We start from the raw sequence: 16,221 nt of genomic DNA, 5'->3' as shown, positions 1-16,221 counted from the left end.
GCGTTCGATCGGGCCGGGTGGACCGGGCTGGGCCGGTGTCCGTGGCCGTATGCCGTCCGGCGCGGCCCCGTGGGACGCGACCGGACGGCACACCGGCGCAGAGCGCCGGCTCCAGCCATCGGCAGGTCAGCTCATCGAGCAGGCGGGGTTGGCCTCGCCGTAGGCCTCGGCGGCCGGGATCGTCTTCTCGATGTCCTCGTAGTCCCACTCCTCCGGGGCGGAGCTCTTGACCTTGGCGAGGTAGACGTCGTGCGTGACGGCGTGGTCGGCCTTGCGGACCTCGCCGTTGCGCAGGAAGACGTCGTTGATCTTCTTGCCCTCGAGCTTGCCGACGACGGCGTCCGCGTTGTCCGTCCCGGCCTCCTGGACGGCCTCGAGGTAGTTCATCGCGGCCGAGTAGTTCGCGGCGTGGGCGAACGACGGACGGGTGTTCGTCTTCTCCTTGAAGCGGTCGGCCCACTTCTTGTTCTGCGCGTCGAAGTTCCAGTACCACGCGTCGGTGAACTGCGTACCGGCGAACTGGTCGACGCCGAGCGAGTGGATGTCGGTGATGAACATCAGGCCGACCGCGAGCTGGACCTTGCCCTTGAGCGAGCTCTGGTTGAACTGCTTGACGAAGTTGATGAGGTCGCCACCAGCGTGCATCGAGCCGATGACATCAGGGTCGCCCTCGCCGGCCTTGGTGATGAAGGTGGCGAAGTTGTCGCTCGGGAAGGGCGAGGCGATCGACTGGCCGACGGTGCCGCCCGCGGCGGTGATCTCCTTGGTGAAGGACTTGTTCATGTCCTGGCCGAAGGCGTAGTCCGGGTAGACGATGTTCCACTTCTTGCCGCCGGCCTTGGTGATCGTGCCGGCGGTGCCGCGTGCCAGGACGCCGGTGTTGTACGCCCAGTGGAACGTGTACTTGTTGCAGCTCGCGCCGGTCAGCGCCGTCGTGCCCGCGCCGATGTTGATGTAGAGCTTCTTCTTGTTCTTGGCCTGCGTGGCGACGGCGAGGGCGGCAGCCGAGTTCGGCACGTCGAGGATGATGTCGGCCTTCTGGCGGTCGTACATCTCCTGCGCCTTGGAGTTGGCGATGTCGGCCTTGTTCTGGTGGTCGGCCGTGACGACCTCGATGTCCTTGGCGACGGCCTTGTCGCCGTACTTGGCCTTGTAGTCCTCGATCGCCATCTCGATGGCGACCTTGCTGTTGGGACCGGACAGGTCCTTGTAGACGCCCGACTGGTCGTTGAGCAGGCCGATGACGACCTTGTCGTCGGTGAGCTTGCTCGAGCCGCCGGACTGCGGGCCGCCGGCCCCTCCGCACGCGGCGAGCGCGAGCGACGCGGTCGCCGCGATGGCGACGGTGCCCTGAACTGTCCTGCTACGCATGTCCCCTCCTGGGGTTGTGTCGAGATGTGACGGGTGTGTGACGGGGTGACGCGGGGTGGGGCCGTGTGACGCGATGGACGCGAAGGCGTCCTGACGCTGGCGTGGTGCGCCCGGCGGTGCTGCGGCCGGGGCCGTGGACGGGGGCTACATCCCGAGGTAGGTGAGCAGCTCGCCCTCGCGGGCCTTGAAGTCGTCGTTGCCGAGGTGCTCGACGACCTTGCCCTGCGCGAGCAGGTAGTGGCGGTCGGCGACGGCCCTGGCGAACGTGACGTTCTGCTCGACGAGGAGGACACCGACCCCCTGGCCCTTGATCTCGCGGATGATCTCGCCGATGCGCTGCACGATCACGGGGGCCAGGCCCTCGCTCGGCTCGTCGAGCAGCAGCAGTCGGGAGCCCATCCGCAGCACCCGGGCCATGGCGAGCATCTGCTGCTCGCCGCCCGACAGCTTGGTGCCGGGGAAGTCACGCCGCTCGTGGAGCACCGGGAAGAACTCGTAGACCCGCTCGAGCGGCCAGGCGTCCGCGTGGACGACGGGCGGCAGGAGGAGGTTCTCGGCGACGGTGAGGCTCGCGTAGATGCCGCGGTCGTCGGGGACCCAGCCGATGCCGGCGCGCGCGCGGGCGTCGGCCGAGCGCTTGGCGAGGTCGGTGCCGTCGAGGGTGATCGTGCCCTCGGTCTGTCGGTGCAGGCCCATGACCGAGCGCAGCAGGGTGGTCTTGCCGGCACCGTTGCGTCCGACGAGGGTGACGACCTCGCCGGGGGCGACGTCGATGCTGACGTCGGTGAGGACGCGGGCCTCGCCGTACCAGGCGGACAGGCCTGCCACCTCGAGCATCCGGGACGGGCCGGGCTCGGCACCCGCCGTCGACCCGGCGCCCGAGAGCGAGGCCTGCTCCGTGGTCGTCGTGCCGGCCGTGTCGGTCGTGTCGTCACTCATGGGCTGCTCCGAGGTATGCCGTGATGACCCTCTCGTCGGCGCGCACCTGCTCGTAGGGTCCCTCCGCGAGCACCTGCCCCGACTGGAGCACGGTGACGCGGTCGGCGAGCGAGCCGACGACGTGCATGTTGTGGTCGACGAAGACGACGGTGCGGCCCGCCGCCAGCTGCTTGACGAGCGCGATGGTGCGGTCGACGTCCTCGATGCCCATGCCGGCGGTCGGCTCGTCGAGGAGCAGCAGCTTGGGGTCGAGGGCCATCGCGATGGCGAGCTCGAGGGCGCGCTTCTGGCCGTAGGCCAGGGACGAGGCCGGTGCGCCGGCGCGGTCGGCGAGCCCGACCTGCTCCAGCAGCTCCATGGCCCGGTCCTTGAACGTCGACATGCGGGTGACCGAGCGCCACCACTGCTTGCCCATGCCGGTCGGGCTGGCGAGCGCGAGCTCGAGGTGCTCGCGCAGCGTCATCGCCTCGAAGAGGCTCGTGATCTGGAACGAGCGCGCGATGCCGAGCGGCGCGATCTGCTCGGGATCCATACCGGTGATGTCCTGGCCGTCGAAGAGCACGGTGCCGGACGTCGGGGACAGGAAGCCGGTGAGCAGGTTGAACAGCGTGGTCTTGCCCGCACCGTTGGGTCCGACGAGGGCATGGACCGTGCCGCGGGTGACCGTGAGGTCGACCTCCGAGACGGCCCGGAAACCGCGGAACTCCTTGGTCAGGGCCCTGGTCTCGAGCAACGGGGTACCCGTCAAGACCTGCACCTCCTCGTGCGTCGCGCTCTGGTGAGCATGGTGTCGGGCCGTGCCGGTCGGATCTGACCAGCGATGTCGACCCCGGAGAGTCCGGGAAACTTCGGCAAAGCCTAGGAGGGCAGCCCGGCGAAAGGACGGTGGGGACCCACACACCTGGACGGGTTCTGTGGGGTCGGCACACATGAGTCGGTGCAGCCGTCGGTCGACCGGTCGTGCGGCGCGCGAGGCGACGGGCCTCACCGGTTGGCGGTGGCCGGCCCGGTCCCGACGAGCCGGACCTCACGCTCGTCCAGGACCCGCTCGCGGAGCTCCGGGCACGTGCCCTCGACGGGCAGGATCACTCGGGCGAGCCCGTCTCGAGGAGTCGCCGGAAGCCGTCCTCGTCGAGGATCGTGAGACCCAGCTCCTCTGCCTTGGCCGCCTTGGACCCGGCGTTGGCGCCGATGACGACGTAGTCGGTCTTCTTCGAGACCGACCCGGAGGCCTTGCCTCCGCGGCCGATGATGGCCTCCTTCGTCTCGTCGCGCGAGAAGCCCTCGAGCGATCCGGTCACGACGACGGTCTTGCCCTCGAGCGTGCGCTCGAGGGTCGTGTCGACCTCGTCGGCCATCCGGACGCCGGCGTCGGCCCACTTGCGCACGATCTCCTGGTGCCAGTCGACCTCGAACCAGGCGGTGACGGCCTCGGCGATGACGCCGCCGACGCCCTCGGCCTGCGCCAGCTCCTCGGTCGACGCGGCGCGGATCGCGTCCATCGAGCCGAAGTGGGTGGCCAGGGCCCGCGCCGCGGTGGGCCCGACGTGGCGGATGGAGAGGGCCACGACGACGCGCCAGAGCGGCTGCGACTTGGCCTTCTCGAGCTCGGTGAGCAGCTTGTCGCCACCGGCGGACAGGACCCGGCCGTCGACGACGCGCTCGGCGGGGTCGGTCTTCTTGGCGGCCCTCGTGTAGAGCGGCACCTGCGCGAGCGTGTCGCGGGTGATGCCGTACTCCCCCGCGTGCGGGCTGTCCCGGCCCGGGGCGAAGAGGTCGCCCTCGTCGGTGATGACGCCCGACTCGAGCAGCGCGATCGAGCCCTCCCAGCCGAGGGCCTCGATGTCGAGACCGCCGCGTGCGGCGAGGGCGAAGACCCGCTCGCGCAGCTGGCTCGGGCACGAACGCGTGTTGGGGCAGCGGATGTCCTTGTCGCCCTCCTTCTCGGGGGCGAGCGGCGTGCCGCAGGCGGGGCAGTCGGTCGGCATGACGAAGGCGTGCTCGCTGCCGTCGCGCAGCTCGACGACGGGGCCGACGATCTCGGGGATGACGTCGCCCGCCTTGCGCAGCACGACCGTGTCGCCGATGAGCACGCCCTTGCGCTCGACCTCGTACGCGTTGTGCAGCGTCGCCTGCTCGACCGTGGAGCCGGCGACCACGACGGGCTCCATGACGCCGTAGGGCGTCACCCGTCCCGTGCGCCCGACGTTGACCCGGATGTCGAGGAGCTTCGTGTTCACCTCCTCGGGCGGGTACTTGAAGGCGATGGCCCACCTCGGCGCCCTCGACGTGGCGCCCAGCTGGCGCTGGAGGGCCACCTCGTCGACCTTGACGACGATGCCGTCGATGTCGTGGGCCCGGTCGTGGCGGTGCTCGCCGTGGAAGGTCACGAACTCCTGCACGGCCGCGATGTCGGGCAGGACGCGCACCTCGTCGGACGTGGGCAGACCCCAGGCGCGGAGGGCGGCATACCCCTCGCTCTGGCGCTCGATGTCGAAGCCGCGGCGCGCGCCGATGCCGTGCACGAGCATGCGCAGCGGTCGGCCGGCGGTCACCTTGGGGTCCTTCTGGCGCAGCGAGCCGGCGGCGGCGTTGCGCGGGTTGGCGAAGGGCGCCTTGCCCGCCTCGACGAGGCCCGCGTTGAGGTCGGCGAAGGCCGCGGTCGGGAAGAACACCTCGCCGCGGATCTCGACGAGCTCGGGCACGTCGTCGCCGGAGAGCCGGTCGGGGATGCCCTCGATGGTGCGCACGTTGTTGGTGACGTCCTCACCGGTGCGGCCGTCACCGCGGGTCAGGGCGCGCACGAGGCGGCCCTTCTCGTAGAGGAGGTTGATGGCGAGCCCGTCGATCTTGAGCTCGGTGAGGTAGTGGGCGCCGGCCCCGACCTCGCGCTCGACGCGCTCGGCCCACGTCTGCAGCTCCTCGAACGAGAAGGCGTTGTCGAGGCTCAGCATCCGCTCGACGTGGTCGACGGTCTCGAACCCGGTCGCGAAGGACGCGCCGCCGACGTTCTGCGTCGGGCTCTCGGGCGTGCGCAGCGACGGGTGCTCGTCCTCGAGGGTGTTGAGCCGTCGGATGAGGGTGTCGTACTCGCCGTCGCTGATCGTCGGCGCGTCCTTGACGTGGTAGGCGAACTGGGCCGCGGCGGCCTGCTCGGCGAGCTCGGCCCACTCCTGGTGGACCTCGGTCGGGACGTCGTCGGTGACGGGCGTGGGGCCGGTGCTCTCGCTCACGCGCTCATCCTGCCAGCCGGCCCCGACGGTGGCCGACCGATGACACTCGTCACGTGGCGGCGGGTCTGTTCACCGGGCGACCCAGCAGTGACAATGGGCCGGAGCCCGCCCCCTGCGAAGGAGCAGAGATGACCAACCTCGCCGCCAACCTCACCGCCACCGCGGCCCGCGTCCCCGACAAGGTGGGCATCAAGCTCGACCAGATCGAGCTCTCGTGGTCGGCGCTGCACCGCGCGGCGGCGGCGGTGGCCGGGCAGCTGCGCGCTGCGGGTCTCGAGCCCGGCGACCGCGTCTCGCTCATCCTGCCCAACGTGCCGGCCTACCCCGTCGCCTTCTACGGCTCGCTCCTCGCCGGCGGTGTCGTCGTGCCGATGAACCCGCTGCTCAAGTCGGGCGAGATCCAGTACTTCTACGAGGACAGCGGCGCGCGCTTCAGCTTCGTGTGGCCCGACTTCGCCGACGAGGCCGGCAAGGCGGCGGCCGAGACCGGCACGCGCCTGGTCGTCTGTGGCCCCATGGGACCGGCGGACGGACAGTTCGACGCGTCCGAGACGGCCGGCGCGCCGGTGCTCGAGCCGGTCGAGCGCGCCGACGACGACACCGCCGTGATCCTCTACACGAGCGGCACCACCGGCAAGCCCAAGGGCGCCGAGCTGACGCACTTCAACCTCCACCGCAACGCCGAGCGCTCGGCGACCGACATCATGCAGATCACCGAGGACGACGTGATCATGGGGTGCCTGCCGCTCTTCCACGTCTTCGGGCTCACGTGCGGTCTCAACACCTCGGTCCAGCGCGGGTGCACCCTGACCCTGATCCCCCGCTTCGACCCGGCCAAGGCCATCGAGGTCCTCGGGCGCGACCACGTGACGATCTTCCAGGGCGTCCCGACGATGTATGCCGCCATCCTCAACCACCCGAACGCCGACGAGGCCGACACGAGCAGCCTGCGCACCTGCGCGTCCGGCGGCTCCGCGATGCCGGAGGCGGTCATGAAGGCGTTCGAGCAGAAGTTCCACTGCCAGATCCTCGAGGGCTACGGCCTCTCCGAGACCTCTCCCGTCGCATCCTTCAACATGCCGGACAAGCCGACCAAGCCGGGCACCATCGGGCGGGCGATCCCGGGCTGCGAGATGAAGCTCATCGACCTGGACGGCAACGACACCCCGGCCGGCGAGATCGGCGAGATCGCGATCCGCGGCGAGAACATCATGAAGGGCTACTGGAACCGGCCCGAGGCCACGAAGGAGGCCATCCCCGACGGGTGGTTCCGCTCGGGCGACCTCGCGACCGTCGACGACGAGGGCTACTACACGATCGTCGACCGCAAGAAGGACCTGATCATCCGCGGCGGCATGAACGTCTATCCGCGCGAGGTCGAGGAGGTGCTCTACACGCACCCGGACGTGCTCGAGGCAGCCGTCGTCGGCGTGCCCGACGACCTCATGGGTGAGGAGGTCGGCGCCGCCGTGGTGCTCCGTCCCGGCTCGACCGCGACCCTCGAGGACGTCCAGACCTACGTCAAGGAGCGCCTCGCGGCCTACAAGTACCCTCGCCGCATCTGGTCGCTCGACGAGCTGCCGAAGGGTCCGACCGGCAAGATCCTGCGTCGCGAGGTGCGTCCGCGCACCGCCTCCTGACGGGCCGCGCAGGCCCTCGGGCGAGCCCGCCACGACGTCCGGACGGCCTCTCCCGGCAGATCAGCGGCTCGGGCGACACGCGACGGTTTGGACGCGCCGCACGTTTTGGAGTATTGCCCCCGTATCGGTGACACTGGAGCAGGGTCACTATCGACGTGCCGCACCCCGCCCCGCCCTGGGGCGCCCGGCGTCGCGTCTGCGAAGGGTATTCACGCGTGAAGTTGAGCATCCGTTCCGCCGCAGTCTCGGGGATGGCCGTCCTGGCCATGCTCGGCGTCACGGCCTGCAATGCAACCGCCACGGCCGACAACGGCAAGCCCGCGAGCTCCTCCTCGTCGGCGCCCGGTGAGACCTCGTCGCCGGCGCCCACCCCGACCACCGACCCGGTCGTCTTCAAGACCACCCCGGCCGACGAGTCCGAGGACGTCTCGGTCGACACGCGGGTCACCGCCTCGGCCGAGAAGGGCACGCTCAAGAAGGCCTCGCTCTCCTACAAGAGCAAGAAGGGCAACCGCATCCCCGTCGACGGCACCCTCGACGGCGGCAGGTGGACGGCGGGCGACCTGCTCGAGCCCGGAGTCAAGTACACCCTGGCCCTCGAGGCCGAGGACGCCGACGGCAAGACGACTGAGTCGACGCAGACGTTCCGCACCTCGAACCTCACGCTCGACGACCAGGTCTACGTCGCGATCTCGCCGCGTGACGGCGGCACGGTCGGCATCGGTATGCCCGTCGTCGTCCGCTTCGACCTGCCGGTCGTCGACAAGGCGAGCTTCGAGAAGCACATGAAGGTCACCTCGACCCCGGCCCAGGCCGGCTCCTGGTACTGGCTCAGCTCGCGTGAGGCGCACTGGCGCCCCAAGACGTACTGGAAGGCCGGCACCAAGGTGCACGTCGAGGCCGACCTCAACGGCGTCCCCGCGGGTGGCAACCGCTACGGACAGATGTCCCGGACCTCCGACTTCACCATCGGCCGCGCCGTCGTCGCCAAGGTCAACCTCAAGACGGACCAGATGGACGTCTTCATCAACGGCAAGTGGGTCAAGCGCATCCCGGTCACCGGTGGCCGCGACGGCTTCACGACCCGCTCGGGCGTCAAGGTCATCATGGACAAGCAGACCAACATCACGATGCGCGCCGAGACCATCGGCCTCAAGAAGGGCGACACCGGCTACTACGAGGACACCCCGGTCAAGTACGCCATGCGCGTCACGAACTCCGGCGAGTTCCTCCACACGGCCCCGTGGTCCGTGGCCGACCAGGGCCACCGCAACGTGAGCCACGGCTGCACGGGCATGAGCGACGCCAACGGCAAGTGGCTCTACGGCCAGATGCAGATCGGCGACGTCGTCGAGACGACCGGCACCAACCGTCCCATGACGATGGGCAACGGCTACTCCGACTGGAACCTCAGCTGGGCCAGGTGGACGTCCGGCTCCGCGCTCTGAGCCGAGCCACCGAGACCGACGAGGCCGGTCACCCTCCGGGGTGACCGGCCTCTGGCGTGTCCGGGACCCGTCGCAGGGGACGGTCAGCCGGCGCTGCGCTCCTCGAGCTCGCGGGCCGTCTCGACCGCCGCGCGCTGGACGGAGCGGGCGACGTCCGGTGACACGGTGGCGAGACCACAGGCCGGCGTGACGACGACGTCGGCGAGGGACCTGAGGGGCAGCCCGGTCCGGGTCCAGGGCGCGACGAGGTCGGCGGCGAGGTCCTGCGGCCGCGTGCGGCTGCCGTCGGTGGGCACGACGCCGGCGTGGAGGCGTATGCCGTCCTCCACCGCGACGGCGATGCCCTCCCACTCGCGCGGGCGCAGCAGTGAGGTGTCGAGCGACAGCGCGGTCGGTGTCGTCGCGCGCAGCAGGGGCAGCGGCGGGCCCGCCGCACAGCAGTGCACGACCGTGTCGCCGTCGTGCGCCCCGAGCACCGTCAGCAGGCCGGCCGCGGCGACCTGCGGGTCGAGGCTCGGCAGGCGACCGAAGCCCGACGAGGTCGGCAGCCGGCCGGCGAGCACGGTGGGGAGGCTGGGCTCGTCGACCTGGAGGACGACCTGCGCGCCTGGGACGAGGCTGCGCACCGTCGCGACGTGGAGGCGTACGCCCTCGGCGAGCGACTCGACGAGGTCGCGGCTGGCGCCGTCGTCGACGATGACGCGCTCGCCGCGCGAGAGCCACACGTTGGCGGCGAGGGTCCACGGCCCGACGACCTGGAGCTTGAGCGGGCCGGTGTGCCCGTCGAACGCCTCGGCCAGCTCGTCGAGGTCCTCGCGCAGCAGCGCTGCCGTCCGGGAGGCGTCCCGACCGGGCCGGTCGACGAGCCTCCAGCCGATGGGCTGCAGGTCGACCGGCAGCTCGACGAGCAGGCCCGCCGTGCGGCCCACCATGTCGGCGCCCGGCCCTCGTTCGGGCAGCTCCGGGAGGTAGGGCAGGTGGCCGTCGAGGATCTCACGCACCTGTCGCAGCGCGTCGCGCACCGAAGTGCCTGGCCAGGAGCCGATGCCGGTCGCGAGAGTCACCGCGCCAGCCTAGGCGTAGCCCACCCGGGGCCGGCACGGCGCGGGGCCCGCCGGGCGTCGCCATCGCGTTCACCCGGACGGAACACCGCACCGCCGTCGAGCCGGCGCTAGCGTGGCGCCCGTGCGACGACACGACTTCTCCGGACCCGACGACGTGCGCGCGATGCAGCAGCTCGCCTCGCGGCTGTGGTCGCCGACGAGCCGTTTCCACCCCGGCCAGCTGGCGTGGAGCCGCTACCACCGGCCCGTCGACCCGAGCGCCCTCGACGAGGGCGAGGCCATCGCGGTCTGGACCGACGGCGACGAGGTCCTCGGCTTCGGCTGGGCCGAGGCGCCGGACTGGCTCGAGCTGCAGGTCGACCCGTCACGGCCCGACGTCGCGGCGGACGTCGTCGACTGGTTCGAGGAGGCGAGCGACGCCGAGACCCAGTCGGCCCTCGTCATGGAGGGCGACGTCGCCGAGCGGGCCCTCGCCGCAGCAGGATTCGCGCCGCAACCAGACGAGCCGTACTTCACGCACCACACCGTCGACCTCGCCGACCTCCGCCCGGCGCCGACCGTGCCGGGCTACCGCTTCCGCCACGTCGAGCCGCACGAGGCCCGCTCACGGGCTGCGGTCCACGCAGCCTCCTGGTCCGAGTTCGGGCCGTCGAAGGTCGACGAGCAGGCCTACGAGCAGCTCATGGCGGCATGGCCCTACCGCCCCGACCTCGACTGGGTCGCCGTCGACGCCGACGGCACCATGGTGGCCTCGGCGCTCGTGTGGCTCGATCCGGCCTCCGGAGTCGGTCTCGTCGAGCCGGTGGGGTGCGTGCCCGAGCACCGTGGTCGCGGGCTCGCGGGCGCGGTGACGTCGGCGGCGCTGCGCCGGCTCGCGGAGGTGGGTGGTTCGGTGGCACAGGTGAGCCCGCGCGGGGACGACGGCTACCCGGGTCCGCAGCGGCTCTATCGCTCGTTGGGCTTCCGTCCGCGCGCCCGCACCGTCACGTGGACGCGCTCGCTGGACTGAGCTCGACCCGCATCTCGTGCTGCGCCAGCTCCTCGACCATCCCCACTGCCCCGAGTCCGGCGACCAGGGGTGAGCCCTCGGGCTCGTTGACGACCCGGCAGGTCGCCCCGGCGTACTCCCGTGCCAGCCCTCGGGCGAGCCGGTGCGCGGCCCTGTCGTCGCGTGCGGCCGCGGCAAGCACGGCGACCCGCTCGGGCGACGGGCGCAGCAGGAGCATGCCGTCCGCCTCGTCGCCCGCCTGCGGCGCCGTCCCGCTCCCCGGCCCGGTCGACAGGACGACGAGGCCCGGGTCGAGGCCCAGGTGCGTCGGCTCCCGGCCCCACGGAGCCCGGTGGTGGCCGCTGATCGCCGCCATCCCCCGGACGGAGGCCTCGACCTCCGTGGCGCGAGAAACGAGCACCCGACCCGGCGTCTCGGGCGGGTCCCCCGCCATCGTCGTGGTGTCCAGGGGGCCCGAGAGCACGAGCAGCCGTCGACGGACCGTGAAGCCGGCCCGCTCGTAGACGCGGCGCGCCCAGTTCTGCGTCAGCACCTCGAGGTCGACGAACGCCACCCCCGACCGCCGCGCGACGTCGAGCTGCTCGTCGACGAGGCGCCCCGCGACGCCGTGCCCGCGGTGGGACGGGGCGACGCCGAAGCCACCGATCCAGCCACGCTCCCCCGCCGCGGCGTCTGAGGTCTCGACCGGGCGAGCCCCCAGCAAGGAGAGGGCGATCGGTCGACCGCCGTCACGGAGGACGACGGACCTCCCGAGGTCGATCGACCCAGTCTCGACGTGCGCCTGCAGGCCCGCGGCGTCACGGGACACGTCGACGAAGTAGCCGGCATACGCGGCGTTCCACGCCTCGACGAGCGCGTCGGTCGTCACGGTCGACGCGGCGACGCTCTCGATCGACATCGTCAGGGCTCGCTCGGATCAGCCGACGGGGGTGCGCTCGAGCCGGGACGCGGCGATCGTGGCCGACCCGACGACCCGGGTCCCCTCGTAGAGCACGACGGACTGCCCCGGTGCCACGCCCCGGACGCGCCCGTCGAGCCGCACCTCGACCCGGTCGCCCTCGGCCCACGCCGTGGCGGCGTACTCCTCGCCGTGAGCGCGCACCTGCGCGCCGACGTGCACGACGCCCTCGGGCGCCGGACCGCACCACCGGGCGTGGTCGCCCGTGATGGCGTTGACACCGAGCAGGTCGGCGGCGCCGACGACGACCTGGTTGGTGTCGGGGCGCACCTCGACGACGTAGCGCGGCTCGCCGTCTGCGGCGGGCCGCGAGAGTCCCAGCCCGCGCCGCTGGCCGACCGTGTAGGCGAAGGCTCCCGCGTGGTGCCCGACGACCTCACCGGCCGTGTCGACGATGTCGCCGGGTGCCTCGCCCAGCTCTCGAGTCAACCAGCCGCGGGTGTCGCCGTCGGCGATGAAGCAGATGTCGTGGCTGTCGGGCTTCTTCGCGATGAAGAAGCCCCGCTCGGCCGCCTCCTCGCGGATGCGCGGCTTCGTGGTGTCGCCGAGCGGGAAGAACGACCGGGCCAGCTGGTCGGCGTCGAGCACGCCGAGGACGTAGCTCTGGTCCTTGGCCGCGTCGACGGCGCGGTGCAGCTCGCGGCGCACTCCCCCGTGCCCGTCGTCGGCCTGCACCACCTGGGCGTAGTGGCCCGTGGCGACCGCGTCGAACCCGAGCGCGACCGCCTTGTCGAGCAGGGCCGCGAACTTGATCTTCTCGTTGCAGCGAAGACACGGGTTGGGCGTGCGGCCCGCGGCGTACTCGGCACGGAAGTCGTCGACGACGTCACGCTTGAACCGGGCCGCCATGTCCCACACGTAGAAGGGGATCCCGAGCACGTCGGCCACGCGCCGCGCGTCACCGGCGTCCTCGATGGTGCAGCAGCCGCGCGCCGACTCCCGCAGCGTCGCGGCGCTCTGGCTCAGGGCGAGGTGCACGCCGACGACCTCGTGCCCGGCGTCGAGCATGCGGGCCGCGGCGACCGCCGAGTCGACGCCACCGCTCATCGCCGCCACGACCCTCACGACGCGGTCGCCTCCCGGGCGCGACGGGCCCGCTCGATTGCGGCTGGCAGCGCCTCGATGAACGTGTCGACGTCGGCCTGGGTCGAGGTGTGGCCGAGCGTCAGGCGCAGGGCACCCCGCGCGTCGCTCTCGGCCACGCCCATCGCGAGCAGCACGTGGCTGGGCTGGGGCACCCCGGCCTGGCAGGCCGAGCCCGTCGAGCACGAGACGCCCGCGGCGTCGAGCAGGTAGAGCAGCGAGTCACCGTCACACCCGGGCACGAGCAGGTGCACGTTGCCGGGCAGGCGGCGCACGCCGTCACCGCGCTGCCACACCCCGGACGGCCGGATGTCCGGCGCGAGCGCCATCGCGCGCTCGATGAGGTCGTCGCGCAGGGCCACGAGCCGGGCGGACTCGGTCTCGATCGACGCGGTGGCCTCGACGAGTGCGGTGGCGAAGCCGACGATGGCCGGTGTGTCGAGCGTGCCCGAGCGCACTTGCCGCTCCTGTCCGCCGCCGTGCGTCAGCGCGACGAGCCTCGCGTCGCGGCGCACCACGAGGGCGCCGACCCCGATGGGGCCGCCGAGCTTGTGCGCGGTGACCGACATCAGGTCGGCGCCGCTGGCCTCGAAGTCGACGGCGAGGTGTCCCGCGGCCTGCACGGCGTCGGTGTGGAACGGCACCCCGAACTCGTGCGCGACCTCGGCGAGGGCACGGACGTCCTGGACGGCCCCGACCTCGTTGTTGGCCCACATCACCGAGACGAGGGCGACCGAGTCGGGGTCGGACTCGATGGCGGCGCGCACGGTCGCGGGCTCGACGACGCCGTCGGGCGTGCACTCGAGCCAGGTGACCTTGGCGCCCTCGTGGGCGACGAGGAAGTCGACGCAGTCGAGGACCGCGTGGTGCTCGGTGGCGCCGACGAGGAGACGCACGCGCGCAGGGTCGCGGTCGCGTCGGGCCCAGTAGGTGCCCTTGACGGCGAGGTTGTCGGACTCGGTGCCACCGGAGGTGAAGACGACCTCGGAGGGGCGGGCACCGAGGCAGCGGGCGATCTTCTCGCGGGACTCCTCGACGGCCAGGCGCGCGGCGCGTCCCGTGCGGTGGAGGGAGGAGGCGTTGCCCACGACCGCGAGCTGCTCCGTCATCGCCGCGAGGGCGGCAGGGAGCATCGGCGTGGTCGCCGCGTGGTCGAGATAGGCAGTCACCCACCGATTCTAGGACGCCGACGGGCCTCGGCCGGACCGCCGTCGGACGGGCCGGGTGCCCTGCTCGGGTGCCATGGCGTATGCCGTCCGGCCGGCTACTCGTCCGTAACCTCACGCGGGGACCCCTCGTTGGTCAGGCACGTCGCCGCCCCCCACCGTCGCGGGGTGGCCCAGCAGAGAGGGATCTCATGCGAACGACCACCTCCCGCCGCCTCCGTCTCGGGGCCGTGACCGTGGCAGCCGCCACGGCCCTGACGTCCGCCGCCGTGGCCGCGTCCGCCTCGGCCGCGCCGGGAGCGGGCCCCACCGGGGCCGTGAGCGGCCTGTTCGGCTCGACCGAGTCCAAGGCCCCGCTGTCGACCTGGCTCGCGAAGCACTGGTCGACCCTGTCCACCGTCAGCCCCACGACCGTGCTGGTCCATGCCGCTGACGTGTCGACCGCACGCCGGGCAGCCACCGCGTCCGGCCTCGCGGTCCGCGACACCTACGACAAGATCGGCGTGGTCGTCGCAGCCGGCCTGCCGGTCCAGATCGACGCCGTGCGGTCAGTCCCCGGCGTCACCTACGTCGAGGGCAACCAGCCCATCGACATGTTCCTCTCGACGTCCAACACGGCCACGCGTGGCTCCGAGGCACGGGCGACCCTGACGGGGGCGAACGGCACGGCCCTCGACGGCTCCGGCGTCAGCGTGGCGGTCATCGACTCGGGCGTCGACCCGACCCACCCGTTCCTGCAGAACGCCGACGGCACGTCGGCCGTCGTGAAGAACCTCAAGATGGTGTGCGACCCCCTCGAGCTGATCCCCTGCCGGCCCGTCGACGCCGGCAGCCTCGACACCGACCTGCTCGCCGCGGGCGGCCATGGGATGCACGTCTCCGGCATCGTCGCCGGGCGCGACGTCACGCTGGCCGACGGCACGAGGATGCACGGGGCGGCCCCGGGCGCCAGCATCGTCAGCCTGAGCACCGGTGCCGTGCTGCTCATCGTCGGCGCCGACTCCGCGCTCAACTGGGTCCTCGAGCACCACGCCGCGCCCTGCGGCGCCGGTGTCCCCGCCAGCACCTGCCCGCCGATCAAGGTCACGAGCAACTCCTATGGGCCCACGGGCGGCGGCGAGTTCGATGCCAGCTCGGCGACGGTCAAGCTGCAGCGGGCCCTCGTCAGCGAAGGCGTCGTGTCGGTCTGGGCCAACGGCAACGATGGCGGCGACGGCTCCGCCGACCTGTCCAACCCTCCGGGCCAGGACCCCACGGGCGGCATCATCTCCGTCGCGTCGTACAACGACCAGGACACCGGCACGCGCAGCGGCACGGTCAGCGACTTCAGCTCGCGGGGCCGGGCCGGGCAGTTCGCCACCTACCCCGACATCTCGGCCCCGGGTGAGGGCATCACGTCGTCGTGCCGCATCTACCTGCCGATCTGCACGACCGGCGGCGACCCGCGCAACAACGGCGACTACAACACCATCAGCGGCACCTCGATGGCCACGCCGCACATCTCGGGCATCGTCGCCCAGCTCTTCCAGGCCAACCCGAGCGCGACGCCGGCCCAGGTCGAGGCCGCCCTCAAGGCCACGGCCTGGAAGTACGCCGACGGGGCCGCCTACGCCAGCGACCCGGCCGGCAACGGCACGACCTCGTTCGACAAGGGGCACGGCCTCGTCGACGTCGTCGCGGCGGCCACGGCCATCCGTCCCTGAAGCAGCTCGTCACCTCGCACCACCCCGTCCACCCCACGCACGGGGCCGGTCTGCCTATGATCGGCCCCATGGGTGGCAGGCACGAGGGCACCGGTGGGAGCCGGCTGCGCGCGCCCGCTGTGCACCGGGCCGTCGCTGCCCTGGCCTGCCCCGTCATCGGCTACTTCGTGGCCCGGCTGCTCGTGCGGCTCGTCCCGTCGCTGCCCGCGACGGTCACGTATGCCGTGTGCCTGGCCCTCGCGCTCGCCCTCGGCTGGCGGGCGTGGTCGGCCCGCATCGACCTCGGGACCAAGAGCCTGCGCGTGCACAACACCCTCATGACGACGACGATCGACCGGCGCGACGTGCGGCGCGTGTCGTCGAGCGGACGCCTCGAGTGGCGTCGGGGCCAGGGGCGCCCCGTGCGCCTGCCGTCGGAGGCGCTGCGCGGGGCGTGGTGGACCCTCGGGACGGGGCGTTCGGCCTACGCCTTCAACCGGCAGCGGCTCGAGAGCTGGACCCGGCTGTCGGCGCGCCTCGACCTCGACTCCGAGGCCGCCTGAGTCCGCACCACGTGACGCTGCGGGCACGACAGCGGCCCCCGACCACGACGGGTCGGGGGCCGCTG

Annotated in this window: 13 protein-coding genes; 5 read left to right on the top strand and 8 right to left on the bottom strand. The window is 72.1% G+C overall.

What is annotated here, in order from left to right:
• Positions 1-126: 126 nt before the first annotated feature.
• From ASG96_RS09240 to ligA, 4 genes are all read right to left on the bottom strand, one after another.
• Positions 127-1,371, bottom strand: coding sequence for an ABC transporter substrate-binding protein (locus ASG96_RS09240; protein ID WP_056753601.1), 1,245 nt, complete (start codon positions 1,369-1,371; stop codon positions 127-129).
• A 144-nt stretch (positions 1,372-1,515) separates the two neighbouring features.
• Positions 1,516-2,310: an ABC transporter ATP-binding protein gene (locus ASG96_RS09235; protein WP_200958551.1), complete on the bottom strand. Its 795-nt coding sequence runs from the start codon at positions 2,308-2,310 to the stop codon at positions 1,516-1,518.
• A complete protein-coding gene (locus ASG96_RS09230; RefSeq protein WP_235506423.1) occupies positions 2,303-3,067 on the bottom strand; it encodes an ABC transporter ATP-binding protein in 765 nt (254 codons plus the stop codon). The genes ASG96_RS09235 and ASG96_RS09230 overlap by 8 nt, the downstream gene beginning before the upstream one ends.
• Before the next feature lie 328 nt (positions 3,068-3,395).
• Positions 3,396-5,543, bottom strand: coding sequence for an NAD-dependent DNA ligase LigA (gene ligA / locus ASG96_RS09225; protein WP_056753596.1), 2,148 nt, complete (start codon positions 5,541-5,543; stop codon positions 3,396-3,398).
• 128 nt (positions 5,544-5,671) lie between these two features.
• Here ligA and ASG96_RS09220 point away from each other — a divergent pair, with 128 nt between their 5' ends.
• Positions 5,672-7,183 carry a long-chain fatty acid--CoA ligase gene (locus tag ASG96_RS09220; RefSeq protein ID WP_056753593.1) on the top strand — a complete coding sequence of 504 codons (1,512 nt, stop codon included), beginning with the start codon at positions 5,672-5,674 and terminating at the stop codon, positions 7,181-7,183.
• A 215-nt stretch (positions 7,184-7,398) separates the two neighbouring features.
• Positions 7,399-8,631 (top strand): Ig-like domain-containing protein, encoded by a 1,233-nt coding sequence (locus ASG96_RS09215; protein WP_235506422.1) that lies wholly within the window; start codon positions 7,399-7,401, stop codon positions 8,629-8,631.
• A gap of 83 nt (positions 8,632-8,714) precedes the next feature.
• Here ASG96_RS09215 and ASG96_RS09210 read toward each other — a convergent pair whose 3' ends face one another.
• Positions 8,715-9,695: a methionine synthase gene (locus ASG96_RS09210; protein WP_056753587.1), complete on the bottom strand. Its 981-nt coding sequence runs from the start codon at positions 9,693-9,695 to the stop codon at positions 8,715-8,717.
• A gap of 121 nt (positions 9,696-9,816) precedes the next feature.
• Here ASG96_RS09210 and ASG96_RS09205 point away from each other — a divergent pair, with 121 nt between their 5' ends.
• Positions 9,817-10,704, top strand: a complete 888-nt coding sequence (locus ASG96_RS09205; RefSeq protein ID WP_235506421.1) for a GNAT family N-acetyltransferase — start codon at positions 9,817-9,819, stop codon at positions 10,702-10,704.
• On the opposite strand, the gene ASG96_RS09200 is transcribed toward ASG96_RS09205, so the two are convergent.
• The 3 genes from ASG96_RS09200 to ASG96_RS09190 are packed head-to-tail and all read right to left on the bottom strand — an operon-like array spanning position 10,679 to position 13,914.
• Entirely contained in the window at positions 10,679-11,602 is a 924-nt protein-coding gene (locus ASG96_RS09200; RefSeq protein ID WP_057587790.1) for a GNAT family N-acetyltransferase, read from the bottom strand. The genes ASG96_RS09205 and ASG96_RS09200 overlap by 26 nt on opposite strands.
• 18 nt (positions 11,603-11,620) lie before the next feature.
• Positions 11,621-12,727, bottom strand: a complete 1,107-nt coding sequence (gene mnmA, locus ASG96_RS09195) for a tRNA 2-thiouridine(34) synthase MnmA (RefSeq protein ID WP_056753582.1) — start codon at positions 12,725-12,727, stop codon at positions 11,621-11,623.
• Positions 12,724-13,914 carry a cysteine desulfurase family protein gene (locus ASG96_RS09190; protein ID WP_082591705.1) on the bottom strand — a complete coding sequence of 397 codons (1,191 nt, stop codon included), beginning with the start codon at positions 13,912-13,914 and terminating at the stop codon, positions 12,724-12,726. The genes mnmA and ASG96_RS09190 overlap by 4 nt, the downstream gene beginning before the upstream one ends.
• Before the next feature lie 188 nt (positions 13,915-14,102).
• Between ASG96_RS09190 and ASG96_RS09185 the strand changes: the two genes are divergently transcribed.
• The gene (locus tag ASG96_RS09185; RefSeq protein ID WP_056753577.1) at positions 14,103-15,614 is read left to right on the top strand and encodes a S8 family serine peptidase; all 1,512 of its coding nucleotides are present in this window, start codon (positions 14,103-14,105) and stop codon (positions 15,612-15,614) included.
• Positions 15,615-15,682: 68 nt separating this feature from the next.
• On the top strand, positions 15,683-16,156 hold the full coding sequence (locus ASG96_RS09180; protein ID WP_056753573.1) for a hypothetical protein: 474 nt from the start codon (positions 15,683-15,685) through the stop codon (positions 16,154-16,156).
• The last annotated feature ends 65 nt before the right edge of the window (positions 16,157-16,221 follow it).

The sequence above is a fragment of the Terrabacter sp. Soil810 genome, from assembly GCF_001429645.1.
GTDB lineage: Bacteria > Actinomycetota > Actinomycetes > Actinomycetales > Dermatophilaceae > Terrabacter.
The sequence above is the reverse complement of the archived record's forward strand: the minus strand, read 5'-3'. Positions and strand labels throughout refer to the sequence as shown.

Bases quoted from the DNA above. Each gene is read 5' to 3' on its own strand.
- ASG96_RS09240 (WP_056753601.1), bottom strand. From the start codon at position 1,371: ATGCGTAGCAGGACAGTTCAGGGCACCGTCGCCATCGCGGCGACCGCG.
- ASG96_RS09235 (WP_200958551.1), bottom strand. From the start codon at position 2,310: ATGAGTGACGACACGACCGACACGGCCGGCACGACGACCACGGAGCAG.
- ASG96_RS09220 (WP_056753593.1), top strand. From the start codon at position 5,672: ATGACCAACCTCGCCGCCAACCTCACCGCCACCGCGGCCCGCGTCCCC.
- ASG96_RS09200 (WP_057587790.1), bottom strand. From the start codon at position 11,602: ATGTCGATCGAGAGCGTCGCCGCGTCGACCGTGACGACCGACGCGCTC.
- ASG96_RS09185 (WP_056753577.1), top strand. From the start codon at position 14,103: ATGCGAACGACCACCTCCCGCCGCCTCCGTCTCGGGGCCGTGACCGTG.
- ASG96_RS09180 (WP_056753573.1), top strand. From the start codon at position 15,683: ATGGGTGGCAGGCACGAGGGCACCGGTGGGAGCCGGCTGCGCGCGCCC.